Annotated in this window: 16 protein-coding genes; all 16 read left to right on the forward strand. The window is 69.0% G+C overall.

Translation table 11 applies throughout. The features are described from left to right. The first annotated feature begins 3 nt into the window (after nucleotides 1–3). A complete protein-coding gene (gene rsmH / locus F7Q96_RS20325; protein ID WP_151023202.1) occupies nucleotides 4–996 on the forward strand; it encodes a 16S rRNA (cytosine(1402)-N(4))-methyltransferase RsmH in 993 nt (330 codons plus the stop codon). Continuing rightward, nucleotides 993–1346 carry a cell division protein FtsL gene (gene ftsL, locus F7Q96_RS20330; RefSeq protein ID WP_053822575.1) on the forward strand — a complete coding sequence of 118 codons (354 nt, stop codon included), beginning with the start codon at nucleotides 993–995 and terminating at the stop codon, nucleotides 1344–1346. The genes rsmH and ftsL overlap by 4 nt, the downstream gene beginning before the upstream one ends. After that, nucleotides 1343–3187, forward strand: coding sequence for a peptidoglycan D,D-transpeptidase FtsI family protein (locus F7Q96_RS20335; protein WP_053822574.1), 1845 nt, complete (start codon nucleotides 1343–1345; stop codon nucleotides 3185–3187). Before ftsL ends, F7Q96_RS20335 begins: the two co-directional genes overlap by 4 nt. Beyond that, nucleotides 3184–4725: a UDP-N-acetylmuramoyl-L-alanyl-D-glutamate--2,6-diaminopimelate ligase gene (locus F7Q96_RS20340; protein WP_053822573.1), complete on the forward strand. Its 1542-nt coding sequence runs from the start codon at nucleotides 3184–3186 to the stop codon at nucleotides 4723–4725. Before F7Q96_RS20335 ends, F7Q96_RS20340 begins: the two co-directional genes overlap by 4 nt. A gap of 8 nt (nucleotides 4726–4733) precedes the next feature. After that, nucleotides 4734–6227, forward strand: coding sequence for a UDP-N-acetylmuramoyl-tripeptide--D-alanyl-D-alanine ligase (locus tag F7Q96_RS20345; protein ID WP_226994767.1), 1494 nt, complete (start codon nucleotides 4734–4736; stop codon nucleotides 6225–6227). Nucleotides 6228–6320: 93 nt separating this feature from the next. Further along, nucleotides 6321–7490 (forward strand): phospho-N-acetylmuramoyl-pentapeptide-transferase, encoded by a 1170-nt coding sequence (gene mraY, locus F7Q96_RS20350; RefSeq protein ID WP_053822571.1) that lies wholly within the window; start codon nucleotides 6321–6323, stop codon nucleotides 7488–7490. Nucleotides 7491–7544: 54 nt separating this feature from the next. Continuing rightward, nucleotides 7545–9077, forward strand: coding sequence for a UDP-N-acetylmuramoyl-L-alanine--D-glutamate ligase (gene murD, locus F7Q96_RS20355; RefSeq protein WP_053822570.1), 1533 nt, complete (start codon nucleotides 7545–7547; stop codon nucleotides 9075–9077). Then, nucleotides 9074–10342 carry a putative lipid II flippase FtsW gene (gene ftsW, locus F7Q96_RS20360; protein WP_053822569.1) on the forward strand — a complete coding sequence of 423 codons (1269 nt, stop codon included), beginning with the start codon at nucleotides 9074–9076 and terminating at the stop codon, nucleotides 10340–10342. Before murD ends, ftsW begins: the two co-directional genes overlap by 4 nt. Before the next feature lie 109 nt (nucleotides 10343–10451). Continuing rightward, a complete protein-coding gene (gene murG / locus F7Q96_RS20365) occupies nucleotides 10452–11528 on the forward strand; it encodes an undecaprenyldiphospho-muramoylpentapeptide beta-N-acetylglucosaminyltransferase (RefSeq protein ID WP_151023204.1) in 1077 nt (358 codons plus the stop codon). Nucleotides 11529–11572: 44 nt separating this feature from the next. Continuing rightward, a complete protein-coding gene (gene murC / locus F7Q96_RS20370) occupies nucleotides 11573–13090 on the forward strand; it encodes a UDP-N-acetylmuramate--L-alanine ligase (protein WP_082371554.1) in 1518 nt (505 codons plus the stop codon). After that, nucleotides 13087–14079, forward strand: a complete 993-nt coding sequence (locus F7Q96_RS20375; RefSeq protein ID WP_053822568.1) for a D-alanine--D-alanine ligase — start codon at nucleotides 13087–13089, stop codon at nucleotides 14077–14079. The genes murC and F7Q96_RS20375 overlap by 4 nt, the downstream gene beginning before the upstream one ends. A gap of 21 nt (nucleotides 14080–14100) precedes the next feature. Continuing rightward, a complete protein-coding gene (locus F7Q96_RS20380) occupies nucleotides 14101–15039 on the forward strand; it encodes a cell division protein FtsQ/DivIB (RefSeq protein ID WP_053822567.1) in 939 nt (312 codons plus the stop codon). Beyond that, nucleotides 15036–16268, forward strand: a complete 1233-nt coding sequence (gene ftsA, locus F7Q96_RS20385; RefSeq protein ID WP_006579112.1) for a cell division protein FtsA — start codon at nucleotides 15036–15038, stop codon at nucleotides 16266–16268. The genes F7Q96_RS20380 and ftsA overlap by 4 nt, the downstream gene beginning before the upstream one ends. A gap of 164 nt (nucleotides 16269–16432) precedes the next feature. Beyond that, nucleotides 16433–17626 carry a cell division protein FtsZ gene (gene ftsZ, locus F7Q96_RS20390; RefSeq protein ID WP_006579111.1) on the forward strand — a complete coding sequence of 398 codons (1194 nt, stop codon included), beginning with the start codon at nucleotides 16433–16435 and terminating at the stop codon, nucleotides 17624–17626. A gap of 489 nt (nucleotides 17627–18115) precedes the next feature. Then, entirely contained in the window at nucleotides 18116–18622 is a 507-nt protein-coding gene (locus tag F7Q96_RS20395) for a peroxiredoxin (protein WP_053822566.1), read from the forward strand. A 252-nt stretch (nucleotides 18623–18874) separates the two neighbouring features. Then, nucleotides 18875–19792, forward strand: coding sequence for a UDP-3-O-acyl-N-acetylglucosamine deacetylase (gene lpxC / locus F7Q96_RS20400; RefSeq protein ID WP_053822565.1), 918 nt, complete (start codon nucleotides 18875–18877; stop codon nucleotides 19790–19792). Nucleotides 19793–19795: the final 3 nt, after the last annotated feature.

Consider the following 19795-nt stretch of genomic DNA (forward strand, 5'->3'; position numbering starts at 1 on the left):
GTTATGGAACCGACCCGTACGCCGGGGCCCACCCCCCTGCGCCATCGCACCGTGCTGCTCGACGAAGCCGTCGATGCGCTCGTGTGGCGGCCCGACGGCGTGTACGTGGACGGCACCTTCGGCAGGGGAGGGCACAGCCGGGCCGTGCTGGCGCGGCTGGGACCCGAAGGGGCACTGGTCGCCTTCGACAAGGATCCGGCAGCAATCGCAGAAGCGGGCACCATCAAGGATGCCCGCTTCTCTATTGAGCACGCGAGCTTCGCCGCCATGGGCGAGCGCCTGGCCGGCGCGAAGGTCGCGGGCGTGCTGCTCGACCTGGGGATCAGCTCGCCCCAGATCGACGACGCAGCGAGGGGGTTTTCGTTTCGGTTCGAGGGCCCGCTCGACATGCGCATGGACACCACGCGCGGCATCACCGCCGCCGAGTGGCTGGCGCAGGCCGACGAGCAGGACATCGCGAGGGTGATACGAGACTATGGGGAAGAACGGTTTGCTGTACAGATTGCAAAGGCGATTGTTGCTCGCCGGAGCGAACCCGGCGATGGCGGACGCCTCGCCACTACTGCCGACCTTGCCGCGCTCGTGGCGAAAGCCGTCAAGACACGCGAGAAGGGTCAGGACCCTGCGACCCGCACCTTTCAGGCTCTACGGATTTTCATCAATCAAGAGCTTGCGGACCTCGAAAGCGGTCTGAGCGCGGCCTACGATCTGCTCGAGGTAGGGGGACGGCTGGTGGTGATCAGCTTTCATTCGCTGGAGGACCGCATCGTCAAGCGGTTCATGCAGGCGCACGCACGCCCGCAGCAGGACGCCGATCCGGCGCTGCGGCGCGCGCCGCTGCGCGCGGCCGACCTGCCCCAGCCGACCATGAAGCTGCTCGGCCGCGTCAAGCCCGGCCCGCAGGAGACCGCCGACAATCCGCGCGCGCGCTCGGCGGTGATGCGCATCGCTGAAAAACTGGCGCCCGTCGCGCCGCAGGGCGGGGCGCGCGCATGAACCGCCTGACCTTCTTCCTGCTCGGCGCGCTGATCCTGTGCGCGCTGTCGCTGGTCAGCGCCCAGCACGAGGCGCGCACGCTGTTCGTCGCGCTCGAGCGCGAGCAGTCGGAGGAGCGCCAGCTCGAGACCGAGTGGTCGCGGCTGCAATACCAGCAGAGCGCGCTGTCCAAGAGCGCGCGCATTGCCGACGCGGCCCGTGCGCAACTGAAGATGTCGCCGGTCAGCCCCGGCCGCACCCAATACCTGCAGGGCATCGTGCTGCCGCGCGCCGACGGCGCCGCGGCCGGCGAAGGGGGCGATGGCGCAGACAAGCAGCAGTCCAGCGCCAACGCGGAGGGCCGTCCATGACGATGGCCCGTCCCAGCCTGCACCGCCCGCGCGCCGCGCGGCCCGCCGCCACGCGTCCGCGCTCGGGCCAGTTCTCGGCCAGCCCGGTGCTCGGCCTGCGCCTGCCGATGTGGCGCTCCAAGCTGGTGGTGTTCCTGATGTTCGCGGCCTTCGTCGCGCTGGCCGTGCGCGCGCTGTGGATCCAGGGCCCGGGCAACCAGTTCTACGAGGCCGAGGGCAAGAAGCGCTTCCAGCGCACGCTCGAGCTGCCCGCCACGCGCGGCAAGATCCTCGACCGCAACGGCCTGGTGCTGGCCACCAGCCTGCCGGTCAAGGCGATCTGGGCCGTGCCCGAGGACGTGCCGTCGAACCTCGATGCAAGCAAGCTGCGCCAGCTCGCGAAGCTGCTCGACATGTCCGAGAAGGACCTGCGCAAGAAGCTGACCGAGGACAAGAGCTTCGTCTATCTGAAGCGGCAGGTGCTGCCCGACGTCGCCGAAAAGATCGCCGCGCTGAAGATCGACGGCGTGCACCAGAGCGGCGAGTACAAGCGCTTCTACCCGGAAGGCGAGGCGATGGCGCACATCGTCGGCTTCACCAACGTCGAGGACCGCGGCCAGGAAGGCATGGAACTGGCCCGCGAAGGCGTGCTGGCCGGCAAGGCCGGCGCCCGCCAGGTCATCAAGGACCGGCTCGGCCGCGTGGTCGAGGACATCGGCGTGCTGCGCAGCCCGCGCGACGGCCAGGACCTGCAGCTGTCGATCGACGCGAAGATCCAGTATCTGGCCTTCAACGAGGTCAAGGCGGTGGCCGAGCGCAGCAAGGCCAAGGCCGCCAGCGCGGTGGTGCTCGACGCGCAGACGGGCGAGGTGCTGGCGCTGGCCAACTGGCCCAGCTACAACCCGAACGACCGCGCGCGCCTGTCCGGCGAGCAGCTGCGCAACCGCGTGCTGACCGACACCTTCGAGCCCGGCTCGATGATGAAGCCGATCACCGCCGCGCTGGCGCTGCAACTGAAGCGCGTGACGCCGTCGACCGTGTTCCAGACCGACGGCCGCTACACCTTCGAGCGCGCGACGATCTCGGATACCCACAACTACGGCCCGCTGACCGTCGCCGGCGTGATCCAGAAGTCCAGCAACATCGGCACCATCAAGATGGCGATGCTGATGAAGCCGCAGGAAATGTGGGACATGTTCACCAGCCTGGGCCTGGGCCAGGCGCCCAAGCTCGGTTTTCCCGGCGCCGCCGCCGGCCGCGTGCGCCCGTACAAGAGCTGGCGGCCGATCGAGCAGGCGACGATGTCGTACGGCTACGGCCTGTCGGTGTCGCTGATGCAGATGGCGCACGCCTATACGATCTTCGCCCACGACGGCGAACTGATTCCGATCACGATGTTCCGCACCGACGGTCCGGCCAGCGGCGAGCGCGTGATCTCGCCCCAGGTCGCGCGGGATGTGCGCGGCATGCTGGAAATGGTGACGGCGCCGGGCGGCACCGCGACCCAGGCCCAGGTGATGGGCTACCGCGTCGGCGGCAAGACCGGTACCGCCTACAAGCACGTCGGCCGCGGCTACGACCGCAGCAAGTACCGCGCCTCGTTCATCGGCCTGGCGCCGATGTCGAACCCGCGCATCATCGTCGCCGTCAGCGTCGACGAGCCGACCTCCGGCAGCCACTATGGCGGCGCGGTTGCCGGCCCGGTGTTCGCCGCGATCACCGGCGGCACGCTGCGCGCGCTGAACGTCCAGCCCGATTCGCCGATCCGGCAACTGGTGGTCACCGAGAGCGTGCCCGAGACCCTGCCCGATACGCCGCCCGAAACGCTGTCCGCTCGCGGATCCGGGAGCACCGCCCGATGACCGCCCGCAGCAAGCACGCCGCCCTCGAACAGGCCGCTGCCAAGGCAGCGGCCTGGTTGCGCCAGCACGCATCGGACACGGCCCGCCTGACCGGCGACACGCGCCGGCTGCGCCAGGGCGATGTCTTCTTCGCCTATGTGCTCGGCAACGCGCGCCTGTCGACCGACGCCCGCCCATATATCGCCGAGGCGCTGGCGCGCGGCGCCGCCGCGGTGGTCTACGAGAGCCGCGGTTACGACTGGCCGCATGGCGACGCCGTGCCGCATCTGCCGATCGAAGGGCTGGAGCGGCTGGCCGGCCCGATCGCCGCCGCCTGGTACGGCAACGCGGCGCGCGGTCTGGCAATCACCGGCATCACCGGTACCAACGGCAAGACCTCGTGCAGCCAGTGGCTCGCGCGCGTGCTGCAGGCCGCCGGCACCCGCTGCGCGACGATCGGCACGCTGGGCAGCGGCTTTCCGGACTCGCTGCAGCACACCGGCTTCACCACGCCCGACGCGGTGCAGCTGCAGGACAGCCTGGCCGAGCTGCATGCCGCCGGCGCGGCCGCGGTGGCGATGGAAGTGTCCTCGCACGGCCTCGAGCAGGGCCGCGTCGCCGGCACGCCGTTCCGGGTCGCGGTGCTGACCAATCTGACCCAGGACCACCTCGACTATCACGGCAGCATGGCCGAGTACGAGGCGGCCAAGACGCTGCTGTTCCATTGGCCCAAGCTGCAGGCCGCGGTGGTCAACCGCGACGACGCGATGGGCCGGCGCCTGCTGGCGGCCGGCATGGCGGCGCGGCAGGTGATCGAGTACGGCATCGGCGGCCCCGCCGGCGCGACCGGCTTCAGCGGCGGCGCGGCGTGGCTGCGCGCCACCGGCGTCAAGGCGACCCCGACCGGCACCGTGTTCAAGGTCGACGGCAGCTTCGGCAGCGCCGAGGTCGCCACGCCGCTGATTGGCGAGTTCAACGTCAGCAATCTGCTGGCCGTGCTCGGCGCGGCGCTGGCCAACGGCGTGGCCTGGGACGCGGCGCTGGCGGCGCTGCGCGCGCTGCGCCCCGTGGACGGGCGCATGGAGCTGTTCGGCGGGCAGGAAGGGCCGCTGGCCGTGGTCGACTACGCGCATACGCCCGACGCGCTGGAGAAGACGTTGAACGCGCTGCGGCCAGTGGTGGCGGCGCGCCAGGGCCGGCTGTGGTGCGTGTTCGGCTGCGGTGGCGACCGCGATCCGGGCAAGCGCCCGCAGATGGGCGCGGTGGCCGAACGGCTGGCCGACGAGGTGGTGCTGACCAGCGACAACCCGCGCAGCGAGGACCCGCAGGCGATCCTCGATGCGATCGCCGACGGCATGCGCGACTTCCGCCGTGGCCGCCAGATCGAGGACCGCGCCGCGGCCATCCTCTATGCGGTCAAGCATGCCGGCGCAAACGACGTGGTGCTGGTGGCCGGCAAGGGCCACGAGGCCACGCAGGAAATCCAGGGCCGCAAGCGGCCGTTCTCCGATCGCGAGCATGTCCGCCTGGCGCTGGCGGCGCGCGGGGTATCGGCATGACTGTCGGCATGAGTATCGATATGAACGCGAAGGCGACACCGGAACAGACGATGACCGACCTGCAGCAGGCCGCGGGCTGGATCGCCGGCGCGCGCGTGGAAGGCGATGGCACACGGCGGTTTACCCGTGTGCATACCGACAGCCGTACCGTCGAGCCCGGCGACCTGTTCGTCGCGCTGCGCGGCGAGCGCTTCGACGCGCACGATTTCATTGCCGAGGTGGCCGCCAAGGGCGCCGCCGCGGTGCTGGTCGAGCGCGATGTCTCCGCCGCGGCGCCGGGCTTGCCGGCGATCGTGGCACCCGACACGCGCATCGCGCTGGGCCAGCTCGGTGCCGGCTGGCGCGCCCGCTTCACGCCGCCGACGGTGGCCGTGACGGGCAGCAATGGCAAGACCACGGTCAAGGAAATGATCGCGGCGATCTTCGCCGCGGCGGTCGGCGAGCCGCAGCGGCTGGCCACCGGCGGCAACCTGAACAACGACATCGGGCTGCCGCTGACGGTGCTGCGGCTGCGTCCGAGCCACCGGCTCGCGGTGCTCGAGCTCGGCATGAACCATCCGGGCGAGACCGCGTCGCTGGCGGCGATCGCGCAGCCCACGGTGGCGGTGATCACCAACGCCCAGCGCGAGCACCAGGAATTCATGGTCAGCGTCGAGGCCGTCGCGCACGAGCACGCCAGCATCCTGGCCGCGCTGCCGGCCGGCGGCACCGCGGTGTTCCCGGTGGACGCGGCCAGCGGCGGTGCGCATGCCGGCATCTGGCGCGCCGCCGCTGGCAGCCGGCCGGTGCTGACCTTCGGCCTGGCCGAGGGCGGCAACGACGGCCAGGCGGACTCGCGTGCCGACGTCAGCGCCGAGGTCAGCCTCGACGACGGCGTACAGCGGCTGCAGGTGCGCGCGCCCGGCCGCGTCTTCGAGGTCCGGCTGGCGCTGCTCGGCATGCACAACGTGCGCAATGCGCTGGCGGCGATCGCCTGCGCGCTGGCCGCCGGCGTCGAGATCGACGCGATCCAGCGCGGCCTGGCCTCCTTCGCGCCGGTCAAGGGCCGGCTGCAGGTCAAGCGTGCCGCTGTCGGCACCGTGGTGATCGACGACACCTACAACGCCAACCCCGACTCGATGCGCGCGGCCATCGACGTGCTGGCCGGCTTCGCGCCGCCGCGCGTGCTGGTGATCGGCGACATGGGCGAGGTCGGCGATCAGGGGCCGGCGTTCCACGCCGAGATCGGCGCCTATGCGCGTGCGCGCGGCATCGAGACGCTGTGGGCGACCGGCGAGGCCTCGCCGCATGCGGTGCAGGCGTTCGGCGAGGGCGCGCGCCACTTTGCCGGCGCCGGCGACCTGGCGGCGACGCTGGCCGCCGATGCCGACGGTACCGTCGCGCGGGCGAGCGCCGTGCTGGTCAAGGGCTCGCGCTTCATGCGGATGGAACGCATGGTCGATGCGCTGGTCACGCCGGCGGCCGGGCCGGCTGCGTCCGCCGAGCCGGCGAACAAGGGTTGAGACTGAACGGCAGTGAAGCTTAACGATTGATTGGAATTGGCCGCAGGCCCCGAACGAGGGACACCGCGGCAGCAGACTGGAAACCGAAGAACGATGTTATTGGCCCTGGCCCAATGGCTGCAAGATGACTACAGCTTCCTGCGGGTCGTCAACTATCTGACCTTCCGCGCCGTGATGGCCAACCTCACGGCGCTGGTGATCGGCCTCGCGCTCGGTCCGTGGGTGATCCGCAAGCTGACCGAGATGAAGATCGGCCAGGCGGTGCGCACGATCGGCCCGCAGACCCATCTGGTCAAGTCCGGCACGCCGACCATGGGCGGCGTGCTGGTGCTGCTGTCGATCGGCATCTCGACGGTGCTGTGGTGCGACTGGGGCAACCGCTTCGTCTGGGTGGTGATGCTGGTGACCTTCGGCTACGGCGCGATCGGCTGGGTCGACGACTACCGCAAGGTCGTCTATCGCGACCCGCGCGGCATGTCGAGCGGCGAGAAGTATTTCTGGCAGACGCTGATCGGGCTGGTGGCCGCGGTCTATCTGGCGTTCTCGATCTCCGAGGCCAGCAACGTCAAGGTGTGGGAGCTGTTCCTGAGCTGGGTCGAAGGCGGGCTGTCGCTGGACATGCCCTACAAGTCGAACCTGCTGGTGCCCTTCTTCAAGGAGGTCAGCTACCCGCTGGGCGTGGCCGGCTTCATCGTGCTGACCTATTTCGTGATCGTCGGCTCGAGCAACGCCGTGAACCTGACCGACGGCCTCGACGGCCTGGTGATCATGCCGGTGGTGCTGGTCGGCAGCGCGCTCGGCGTGTTCGCCTACGTGATGGGCAACGCGGTCTACAGCAAGTACCTGCTGTTCCCGCACATCCCGGGCGCGGGCGAGCTGCTGATCTTCTGCTCGGCGATGGCCGGCGCGGGGCTCGCGTTCCTGTGGTTCAACGCGCATCCGGCGCAGGTATTCATGGGCGATGTCGGCGCGCTGGCGCTGGGCGGGGCGCTCGGCACCATCGCCGTCATCGTGCGCCAGGAGATCGTGCTGTTCGTGATGGGCGGTGTGTTCGTCGCCGAGACGGTGTCGGTGATGCTGCAGGTCGCCTGGTTCAAGTTCACCAAGCGGCGTTATGGCGAAGGGCGGCGGCTGTTCCGCATGGCGCCGCTGCACCACCATTTCGAGCTCAGCGGGTGGAAGGAAACGCAGGTCACCGTCCGCTTCTGGGTGATCACGCTGCTGCTGGTGCTGATCGGGCTCTCGACGCTGAAGCTGCGCTGACGCGCACGGATCGCAAGTTCAATCGACGACAGGAAATCAAAGGCAGGAAACGAAGTGTTTGGCCAGTTGCAGACCCCTGATGTGCTGGTACTGGGCCTCGGTGAATCGGGCCTGGCGATGGCGCGCTGGTGCGGCCGGTATGGCTGCGCGCTGCGTGTCGCCGATACCCGTCCGGCGCCCGCCAATCTTGCCTTCCTGCAGGCCGAGCTGCCCTCGGCCGAATTCGTCGGCGGCCCGTTCACGGCCGCGCTGCTCGACGGCATCGGGCTGATCGCGATCAGCCCGGGCCTGTCGCCGGCCGAAGCCGACACCGGCGCGCTGCTGGACGCGGCGCGCGAGCGCGGCATTCCGGTGTGGGGCGAGATCGAACTGTTCGCGCGCGCGCTGGCGCATCTGCAGGCCGAAGCGGGCTACGCGCCGAAGCTGCTGGCGATCACCGGCACCAACGGCAAGACCACCACCACCGCGTTGACCGGCCGGCTGGTCGAGCGCGCCGGCAAGACCGTGGCGGTCGCCGGCAATATCAGCCCGTCGGCGCTGGACAAGCTGTCGGCCTGCATCGCCGCGGCAACGCTGCCCGACGTCTGGGTGCTGGAACTGTCCAGTTTCCAGCTGGAGACCACGCATACGCTGGCTCCGCACGCGGCCGCGGTGCTCAACGTCACCCAGGACCACCTCGACTGGCACGGCACGATGCAGGCCTACGCGGCGGCCAAGCAGCGCATCTTCGGGCCTGCCGGCAGCGACGGCTCGCACTGCGTGCAGGTGCTGAACCGCAACGACCGGCTGACGATGGAGATGGCGCGCCAGGGCAGCGTGCCGGTGACGTTCGGCACCGACCTGCCGGAAGTGCCGGGCAGCTTCGGCATCCTGCGCGAGGGCGGCATGCCGTGGCTGGTGCTGGCCGAGCCCGACACGGAGGCCGACGAAGCGAAGCCGCGCCGCCGCAGGGGCGCGGCCGGCGACGACGCCGCGCCGGTGCCGGTGCGGCACAAGCGCCTGATGCCGGCCGACGCGCTGCACATCCGCGGCATGCACAACGCCACCAACGCGATGGCGGCGCTGGCGCTGTGCCGCGCCATCGATCTGCCGCTGAACGCGCTGCTGCACGGCCTGCGCGAATACCGCGGCGAACCGCACCGGGTCGAGTGGCTCGCCACGATCGACGATGTCGAGTACTTCGACGACAGCAAGGGCACCAATGTCGGCGCGACCGTCGCCGCGCTGTCCGGCCTGGACAAGCGCGTGGTGCTGATCGCCGGTGGCGAGGGCAAGGGTCAGGACTTCTCGCCGCTGGCGGCGCCGGTGGCGCAGTACGCGCGCGCGGTGGTGCTGATCGGCAAGGCCGCCGGCGAACTGCGCGCGGCGCTGGAAGGCACCGGCGTCGCGCTGCTCGATGCGGGTTCGGAGGAGGGCGCGCTCGAGGCCGCGGTGCGGCTGGCCGCCGCACAGGCGCAGCCGGGTGACGTGGTGCTGCTGTCGCCGGCCTGCGCGAGCCTGGACATGTTCCGCAACTACGTGCATCGCGCGCAGGTGTTCCGCGCCGCGGTCGAAGAACTGGCGCTGTCCCGGGGGATCATGCCATGAGCGAGATGCAGGCAGAGCGCCAGGCCAAGCGCAGCGGCTTCGTCGGCGCCACCATCGTCGGCGCGACCATCGGCAATGCCTGGGAAGGGCTGCGCGATGCGGTGTCGGGCGTCAAGCCGACCCGCTCGCGGATGATGGAGTACGACCAGCCGCTGCTGTGGGTCGCGATCGTGCTGCTGTCGCTCGGCCTGGTGATGGTCTATTCGGCCACCATCGCGCTGCCCGACTCGCCGCGCTTCGCCAATTACCGCGAGAGCCATTTCCTGATCCGCCATGCGTTCTCGCTGCTGATCGGGCTGGGCGTGGGGCTGCTGGCCTTCCAGATCCCGGTCAAGTACTGGGACCGCTATGCGCCCAAGCTGTTCGTGCTGGCGCTGGTCCTGCTGATCATCGTGCTGGTGCCCTTCATCGGCAAGGGCGTCAACGGCGCGCGCCGCTGGATTCCGCTGGGCCTGATGAACTTCCAGCCGTCCGAGCTGATGAAGCTGGCGGTGGTGCTGTACGCCGCCAACTACACGGTGCGCAAGCAGGAATGGATGCAGAGCCTGGGCAAGGGCTTCCTGCCGATGGGCGTCGCGGTCGCGGTGGTCGGCATGCTGCTGCTGCTCGAGCCCGACATGGGCGCGTTCCTGGTGATCGCCGCGGTGGCGATGGGCATCCTGTTCCTGGGCGGCGTCAACGGCAAGCTGTTCGGCGCGCTGGTGGCGATCGCGGTCGGCACCTTCGCATTGCTGATCGCGGTGTCGCCGTGGCGGCGCGAGCGGATCTTCGCCTATCTCGATCCCTGGCGCGAGGAATACGCGCTGGGCAAGGCCTATCAGCTGACCCACTCGCTGATCGCCTTCGGCCGCGGCGAATGGGCCGGGGTCGGGCTGGGCGGCAGCATCGAGAAGCTGCACTACCTGCCCGAGGCGCATACCGACTTCATCCTGGCCGTGATCGGCGAGGAGCTGGGCTTCATCGGCGTGCTGACCGCGATCGTGCTGTTCTACTGGCTGGTGCGCCGCGCCTTCTCGATCGGCCGCACCGCGCTGCAGCTCGACCGCACGTTCGCCGGCCTGGTCGCCAAGGGCATCGGCATCTGGATCGGCTGGCAGGCCTTCATCAACATGGGCGTGAACCTGGGCCTGCTGCCGACCAAGGGGCTGACGCTGCCGATGGTCAGCTACGGCGGTTCGGGGATCCTGATGAACTGCGTCGCCTTGGCGCTGCTGCTGCGCATCGATTATGAAAACCGCGTATTGATGCGTGGAGGGAAGGTATGACCGGAACGCAGCAATACGCGGTTTCGGCGCAGGCTAACTTCCCGCGCCAGCGGGAAGTCAAGCGCAGCGGCCGTAGCCACAATCGGGTGTTGATGCGTGGAGGGAAGGTATGAGTTCCACGCAGCCACGCACCCTGCTCGTGATGGCGGGCGGTACCGGCGGCCATGTGTTCCCGGGGCTCGCCGTCGCGCATGCGCTGCGCGCACAGGGCTGGCGCGTGGTCTGGCTCGGCAACCGCACCGGCATGGAAGCGACGCTGGTGCCGAAGCACGACATCCCGATGGAGTTCATCCAGTTCGGCGGGCTGCGCGGCAAGGGACTGCTGACCAAGCTGCTGCTGCCGCTGAACCTGCTGCGCGCGTTCTGGCAGAGCATCGGCGCGCTGCGCCGGGTGCGCCCGAGCGTGGTGCTCGGCATGGGCGGCTATATCACGTTCCCGGCCGGCATGATGGCCTCGCTGCTGGGCCGGCCGCTGGTGCTGCACGAGCAGAACTCGATCGCCGGCCTCGCCAACAAGGTGCTGGCCAGGGTCGCCGACCGCGTGCTGTGCGCATTTCCGCAGACGCTGCCCGGCGCCGAGTGGACCGGCAATCCCGTGCGCGAGGAAGTCGCGGCACTGGCAGAGCCGGCCGCGCGCTACGACGGCCGCCAGGGTCCGCTGCGGGTGCTGGTGGTCGGCGGCAGCCTCGGCGCCGCTGCGCTCAATTCGGTGGTGCCGCAGGCGCTGGCGCTGCTGCCCGAAGGCGAGCGGCCGCTGGTGCGGCACCAGGCCGGCGTCAGGCAGATCGATACGCTGCGCGCGAACTACGCAGCGGCCGGGGTCGCGGCCGAGGCCGTGCCCTTCATCGACGACATGGCGCAGGCCTACGCCGAAGCCGATCTGGTGATCTGCCGCGCCGGCGCGATGACGGTATCGGAGGTGGCGGCCGCCGGCGTGGCCGCGCTGTTCGTGCCGTTCCCGCATGCGGTGGACGACCACCAGACCACCAACGCGCGCTTCCTGTCGGAACAGGGCGCGGCGCTGCTGGTGCAACAGGACGCATTGACCGCGGAGGGGCTCGCGCAGACGCTGGCGCAGCTGTCGCGGCCGCAACTGAAAGAGATGGCGCTGCGCGCGCGCGGACTGGCCAAGCCGGATGCGACCCGGCGCGTGGCGCAGGTCTGCAGCGAGCTGGCCAAGGATTAGTACGGGGAACCGAGGGGATCGAGGTCCACCGACAAGCAGGATTCATGAAGCATATCGTCAAGAACATCCACTTCGTAGGCATCGGCGGCGCCGGCATGAGCGGCATCGCCGAGGTGCTGCTCAATCTCGGCTACCGGGTGTCCGGTTCCGACATGGGCAGCAACGCCGCGACGCGCCGCCTCGCCGCGCTGGGCGCGACGGTGATGCACGGCCACGATGCCGCGCATATCGCCGGCGCCAACGCGGTGGTGGTGTCGACCGCCGTCAGCGGCGACAACCCCGAGGTGCTGGCCGCGCGCGCCAAGCGCATTCCAGTGGTGCCGCGCGCGGTGATGCTGGCCGAACTGATGCGCCTGAAGCAAGGCGTCGCCATCGCCGGCACGCACGGCAAGACCACCACCACCAGCCTGGTGGCGTCGGTGCTGGCCGAGGGCGGGCTCGATCCGACCTTCGTGATCGGCGGCCGGCTGAACTCGGCCGGCGCCAATGCGCGGCTGGGCACCGGCGACTTCATCGTCGCCGAGGCGGACGAATCGGACGCGTCGTTCCTGAACCTGTTCCCGGTGATCGAGGTGATCACCAACATCGACGCCGACCATATGGACACCTACGGGCATGACTTCGCCCGTCTGAAGCAGGCGTTCGTCGAGTTCACGCAGCGGCTGCCGTTCTACGGCATCGCGGTGCTGTGCGTCGACGATCCCAACGTGCGCGAGATCCTGCCCTTCGTGTCCAAGCCGGTGGTCCGTTACGGCTTCGCCGAGGACGCGCAGGTGCGCGCCGTCAACGCCCGCGCGGTCGACGGCCAGATGCATTTCACGGTGCTGCGCCAGCTGAACAACCATGCCGAGCCGCCGCTGGACGTGGTGCTGAACCTGCCGGGCCTGCACAACGTGCAGAACGCGCTGGCGGCGATCGCGATCGCCACCGAGCTGGAAGTGCCCGATGCCGCCATCGTCAAGGCGCTGCGCGAATTCCACGGCGTCGGCCGGCGCTTCCAGCGCTACGGCGAGGTGGCCTGCGCGGACGGCAGCGGTACCTTCACGCTGGTCGACGACTACGGCCACCACCCGGTCGAGATGGCCGCGACGCTGGCCGCCGCGCGCGGCGCGTTCCCGGGCCGCCGGCTGGTGCTGGCGTTCCAGCCGCATCGCTTCACGCGCACGCGCGACTGCTTCGAGGACTTCGTCAAGGTGCTCGGCACCGTCGACGCGCTGCTGCTGGCCGAGGTCTATCCGGCCGGCGAGGCACCGATCGTCGCCGCCGACGGCCGCGCGCTGACGCGCGCGCTGCGGGTCGCCGGCAAGGTCGAGCCGGTCTTCGTCGAGCAGATCGACGACATGCCGCAAGCGATCCTCGACGCCGCGCGTCCGGGCGACGTGGTGGTGACGATGGGCGCCGGCACGATCGGCGCGGTGCCGGGCCTGCTGGTGTCGGGCCAGGCCGGGGCCTCCTCCGCATCCACGGCATCGGCGGCGTCTTCCCCTTCGCAACCCGCTGCCCAGTCAGCGTCGCAACAACCAGTGCAAGCGGCCGTGCCGCAAGCCGGAGGCCAGGCATGAGCTTCGTCCCCAATCCCCAGATCGATCCGAAGACGCTCGGCAAGGTCGGCGTGCTGATGGGCGGCCGTTCGGCCGAACGCGAAATCTCGCTGCTGTCCGGGCAGGGCGTGCTGGCCGCGCTGCAGTCGCGCGGCGTCGACGCGCATGCCTTCGATCCGGCGCTGCGCAGTGTCGCCGAACTGGCCGCGGCCGGTTTCGACCGCGTCTTCATCGCGCTGCACGGCCGCTACGGCGAGGACGGCACCATGCAGGGCCTGCTCGAGCAGCTGGGCATTCCTTACACCGGCAGCGGCGTGCTGGCCTCCGCGCTGGCGATGGACAAGCCCGCCACCAAGCGGCTGTGGAGCACCCACGGATTGCCGACGCCGCGCTTTGCGATGCTGACGGCCGACTGCACCGAGCGCGAGTTCGATGCAGTGGTGGCGGACCTGGGCCTGCCGCTGATCGTCAAGCCGGCGCGCGAAGGCTCGTCGATCGGCCTGACCAAGGTCACGGACGCCGGCCAGATGCGCGCCGCCTACGAGAAGGCCGCCGCGCTGGACAACGACGTGATCGCCGAAGCGTTCGTCGACGGCGCCGAGCTGACCTGCCCGATCGTCGGCGAGGGCCGCGACGCGGTGGCGCTGCCGGTGATCCGGATCGTCGCGCCCGACGCCAACTACGACTATCAGAACAAGTACTTCACGGACGTGACCCAGTACCTGTGCCCCGCGAACCTGGGCGACGAACTCGAGCAGCGCGTGCGCAGCCTCGCGGTCGAGGCCTTCCGCGTGCTGGGCTGCCGCGGCTGGGCGCGCGCCGACGTGATGCTGACCGCCGACGGCCAGCCCTACCTGCTGGAGATGAACACCTCGCCCGGCATGACCGGCCATTCGCTGGTGCCGATGTCGGCGCGCGCGGCCGGCATCAGCTACGAGGACTTCGTGCTGCAGGTGGTCGCCGCGGCGACGCTGGACCTGCATCCGAACGAGCACTGGAAACCCGAATAACCCCGCGCCTTCCGAATCGACATGTGGCACAACGCACGCCTGCTGAACCTGATCGCCACCACGCTGTACGCCGTGGTGGTGGTGATGGCGCTCGCGGCCGGCCTGATGTGGCTGGCGCAGCGGCCGGTGTTCGCGATCACCCATGTCGAGCTGGCGCCGATGTACGGCGGCGCGCTGCGCCACGTCAACGCGCCGGCGGTGCGCGCCAACGCGCTGGGCAAGCTGTCGGGCAACTTCTTCACGCTGGACCTGGACGCCGCGCGCCAGGCCTTCGAGTCGGTGCCCTGGGTGCGCAAGGCCAGCGTGCGGCGCGAATGGCCGAGCGGCCTGACGGTCAGGATCGAGGAACACGAGGCGCTCGGTACCTGGGGCGCGCCCGATACCGGCCGGCTGATCAATACCTATGGCGAGCTGTTCGTGGCCAATCCCGCCGAGGCGGAAGAGGACGCCCGGCTGCTCGCGCTCGATGGCCCGCCCGGCAGCGAGGCGGATGTCGTCGACAAGCTCGAGATCATGCGCGACTGGTTCCGGCCGTTGAAGGCCGAACCGCTCGCGGTGACGTTGTCCGGGCGTTACGCCTGGCGGGCCAGGCTGTCCAACGGCATGGTGGTCGAACTGGGACGGGAGCAGACCGACCTTGACCGGATGGCGATGGAGGAGCGCGTCAAGCGTTTCGTCATCGCCTGGCCGCAGGTGACGGAGCAGTGGGGCAAGCAGATCGAGTATGCGGATTTGCGCTATCCGAACGGGTTTGCCATCCGGGCAGCCAATGTGCGCTTCCTGACCGAGGCCCAGGCGGCAGCCGCCGCCAAGGCACGCGAGCAGGGAACGAGCAATGCGAACGGCGCCAACCGTGCCAGTGCCAGTGCCAGTGCCAGTGCAAGCAGCACGAAGCGTGGCCCGGCTTCCAACAACAATCCGACGCGACTGAGAAAAGAGAACGCGGAGAAAACCCGATGAGCAAGGAATACAAGGACCTGTTGGTTGGTCTGGACATCGGCACCTCGAAGGTGGCGGCGGTGGTCGCGGAATTGCGCCCCGACGGCAGCTATGAAGTGATCGGGATGGGCCAATCCGAGTCCAAGGGGTTGAAGAAAGGGGTCGTGGTCAATATCGAGGCCACCGTGCAGTCGATCCAGAAGGCGCTCGAGGAAGCCGAGCTGATGGCCGACTGCAAGATTGCCGAGGTCTTCACCGGCATTGCCGGCAGCCACATCCGCTCGTTCAACTCGAGCGGCATGGTGGCGATCAAGGACAAGGAGGTGACCCAGACCGATGTGGCGCGGGTCATCGAAACGGCGAAGGCGGTCAATATCCCGACCGACCAGCAGATCCTGCACATCCTGACCCAGGAATTCATCATCGACGGCCAGGAGGACGTGCGCGAGCCGATCGGCATGAGCGGCATCCGCCTGGAGGTCAAGGTCCATATCGTGACCGGCGCGGTCAGCGCCGCGCAGAACATCGTCAAGTGCGTGCGCCGCTGCGGACTGGAGGTGCACGACCTGATCCTGCAGCCGCTGGCGTCGAGCCTGGCGGTGCTGACCGAGGACGAGAAGGAACTGGGCGTGGTGCTGGTCGACATCGGCGGCGGCACCACCGATATCGCGATCTTCAGCGAAGGCGCGATCCGCCATACCGCGGTGATTCCGATCGCCGGCGACCAGATCACCAACGACATCGCGATGGCGCTGCGCACGCCGACGCCCGATGCCGAGGACATCAAGATCCAGTACGGCATCGCCAAGCAGGCGATCGCCGATCCGGAGGAAATGATCGAGGTGCCCGGCGTGGGCGACCGCGGTACGCGCACGCTGTCGCGCCAGGCGCTGGCGGCGGTGATCGAGCCTCGCATCGAGGAGCTGTACTCGCTGGTGCATCAGGTCGTGCGCGAGTCCGGCTACGAGGAATTGCTGTCGTCCGGCATCGTGATCACCGGCGGCACGGCAATGATGCCCGGCATGGTGGAACTGGGAGAGGACATCTTCCTCAAACCGGTTCGGGTTGGCGTTCCCGAGTACCGCGGCAACCTGCACGAGGTCGTCAAGAGCCCGCGCTACTCGACGGTGATGGGCCTGCTGCTGGAAGGCCGCGTGCAGCGGATGCGCGGACGCAAGGTCGCGGTGCAGAGCGGTTCGGTCAAGCAGATCTGGACGCGCATGAAGGAATGGTTCGTCGGCAATTTCTGATTGGCCGGCATCGAATTGGCGACGCGCTTGTTGCCGGCTTGTCCACCGTGGCGGGCGCGGCGCGTTGATGGAGCAGTTTCTTTCTTTTGGTTCTTTGTTCAGGAACCAAGGGTTGCGGCGGGGAGGCCGCAGCGTTTGGCGACTGATTTTTCTCGGAGGCAGTGATGGACTTTGACATGATCGAATCGGAAATGCAGGACGGCACCATCATCAAGGTGGTCGGCGTGGGCGGCGCGGGCGGCAACGCCGTGCAGCACATGATCAACCGCGGGGTGCAGGGCGTCGAATTCATCTGCATGAACACCGATGCGCAGGCGCTCAAGCGCTCGACCGCGGCGCGCGTGCTGCAACTGGGCAATACGGGCCTGGGCGCCGGCGCCAAGCCGGAAGTCGGCCGCACCTGCGCCGAATCGGCGCGCGAACAGATCGCCGACGCGCTGCGCGGCGCGCATATGGTCTTCATCACTGCCGGCATGGGCGGCGGCACCGGTACCGGTGCGGCGCCGATCGTGGCGCAGGTCGCCAAGGAGATGGGCATCCTGACCGTCGGCGTGGTCAGCAAGCCGTTCGACTTCGAAGGCGCACGCCGCGCCAAGGTCGCCGAGCACGGTTCGGCCGAGCTGGAAAACAACGTCGACTCGCTGATCGTCGTGCTCAACGAGAAGCTGTTCGAGGTGATGGGCGACGACGCCGAGATGGACAAGTGCTTCCAGTGCGCCGACGACGTGCTGCACAACGCGGTGGCCGGCATTGCCGAGATCATCAACGTGGACGGCCTGGTCAACGTCGACTTCGAAGACGTCAAGACCGTGATGGGCGAGCAGGGCAAGGCGATGATGGGGACGGCCACGGTGTCGGGCGTCGATCGCGCGCGCCTGGCCGCCGAGCAGGCGGTCGCCAGCCCGCTGCTGGAAGGCGTGGATCTGTCCGGCGCGCGCGGCGTGCTGGTCAACATCACGGCCAGCCGCTCGCTGAAGCTGTCGGAGACCAAGGAAGTCATGAACACGATCCGCAGCTATGCCGCGGAAGATGCGACCGTGATCTTCGGTACCGTCTACGACGACTCGATGGGCGATGCGCTGCGCGTGACCGTGGTCGCCACGGGCCTGGGCCGCTCGGGCAAGAAGCAGCAGCCGATGACGCTGCTCAAGACCGGTACCGACAACATGCCGGTGCAGATGATGGCCGGCCTGCAGCATGGCTCGGCGCTGCACAGCGCGCCGGACTACAGCGGCCTCGATACGCCGGCGGTGTTCCGCAGCTCGCGCGAAACCGCGTCGGCGCACGTGGCCGCGCTGCAGGAAAAGGGTGTCGACACGTACGACATTCCGGCCTTCCTGCGCAAGCAGGCGGACTGAGCACGGCGCGACGTCGACCCACGGCGAGCCGACTGCTCGGCTGGCCGATCGCATCGCCGGCAGGTTGCCGGCCGCGCATCCGCGACAGCGGGGCACGATGGGCGCTCCCCATCCGCCCGTGCCCGCGCTACGGATGACGGCCGCCGGCCTTCCGCGCGAGCGAGGAGACTGACGCCGCCCGCTGTCCTCCGTCCGCATCCCGTGCCGGGACAGGCGCGCCGCCGGCCGCCTCCCCGGACTGGTCTCCCGCCGTATCCCGGCCGGGATGTGCCTCCCGTCCGCGCGGCGAGCGCAAGCTCGCCGCGCCTGTTTTTGTCAGTTCTGCTTGCCAGCCTGTCGGCATGCGCCGACAGCCGTGCGCGCCGCCGTCCCACTTGGGATGCCGGAAGGCGGCAACTATGATGCAGACTGGGTTTGGCCAGGGCGATCGCCGTCGTTGCCGATGTTCGAGGTGGACGCCGGACGCCGTGGCTGCCTGAGGAAATCGCCATGATCGAAATCGGTGCACGCGTGCCCGACGCGACGCTGTACGAATACTTCGAAACCGAGGCGGGCGGCTGCGCGCTCGGTCCCAACGCCTTCTCGGTCGCCGAGCTGGCCAAGGATCGCCGCATCGTCGTGTTCGGTCTGCCCGGCGCGTTCACGCCGACCTGTTCCGCACGACACGTGCCCGGCTTCGTCGAGCAGGCCGACGCGCTGCGCGCCGCCGGCGTCGACGAGATCTGGTGCGTGTCGGTCAACGACGCCTTCGTGATGGGCGCGTGGGCGCGCGAGCAGGGCACCGCCGGCAAGGTCCGGATGCTCGGCGACGGCAGCGCCGACTGGACGCGTGCGCTCGGCCTGGAGCAGGACCTGGGCAAGCGCGGCATGGGCGTGCGCTCGCTGCGCTATGCGATGGTGATGGACGACGGCGTGGTCACGCATCTGGCCGTCGAAGCCCCGGGCAAATTCGAGGTCAGCAGCGCGGAAGCGGTGCTCGCGATGTTGCGCGGGTAAGACGGGATTCCGTACCTCGGCGGCTGTGGACGTGCGGAAAGCGGCAATGGAAGTGATTGGGATGCCGCTTATCGGGCCTTCCGCGACGCGTTCTCCGTCGATCGCCGCATCTTTTTCGGGGCTTTAACCGTCGAATGCCACACCGTTAACACGACGAAACAAAACTGGTGCAGCGCAATATCCGTGCCGGTGGTAAGATACGGTTTATTAGATCTCACGCCCGATAGACTTTAATAATTAGCAGAGGCCGTCATGCTCAAACAGCGCACTATCAAGTCCCTGGTCAAGACCGTTGGCATTGGCTTGCACTCGGGCCGCAAGGTGACGCTGACATTGCGGCCCGCGCCGACCGATACCGGCATCGTGTTCACCCGCGTCGACCTGGCCGAGCCGGTCGAGATCCCGGTCAAGGCGTCGGCCATCGGCGATACGCGCCTGGCGTCCGTGCTGCAGAAGAACGGCGCGCGCGTGTCCACCATCGAACATCTGATGTCCGCCTGCGCGGGTCTCGGCATCGACAACCTGTTCGTCGACGTCGACGCCGAGGAAATCCCGATCATGGACGGCAGCGCCGCGTCCTTCGTGTTCCTGCTGCAGTCGGCGGGCATCGAGGAGCAGCCGGCGGCCAAGCGCTTCATCCGCGTCAGGAAGGCGGTGGAGGTGCGCGATGGCGACAAGCTGGCCCGGCTCGAACCCTACTTCGGCTTCAAGCTGTCGTTCACCATCGATTTCCGCCATCCGGCCGTCGACAAGACCGGCCAGACCTTCGAGATCGATTTCGGCGACACCAGCTATGTCCGCGAGATCGCGCGCGCGCGCACCTTCGGCTTCGCGCACGAGGTCGAGGCGCTGCGCGAGATGGGCCTGGCCCGCGGCGGCAGCCTGGACAACGCGATCGTGCTCGACGAGCACCGCATGCTGAACAACGAGGAGTTGCGCTATGGCGACGAGTTCGTGCGCCACAAGATCCTCGACGCGATCGGCGACCTCTATGTGGTCGGCCATCCGCTGATCGGCGCCTACGTCGCCAACAAGTCCGGCCACGGGCTGAACAACCAGCTGCTGCGCGCGCTGCTGGCCGACGAGCAGGCCTACGAGATCGTCAGCTTCGAACGTCAGGAAGAGGCCCCGGCCGCCTTCCTGCCGCAGCTGCAGCCCGCCTTCGCCTGACCC

The sequence above is a fragment of the Cupriavidus gilardii genome (genome assembly GCF_008801915.1).
GTDB classification, from domain to species: Bacteria; Pseudomonadota; Gammaproteobacteria; order Burkholderiales; family Burkholderiaceae; genus Cupriavidus; species Cupriavidus gilardii.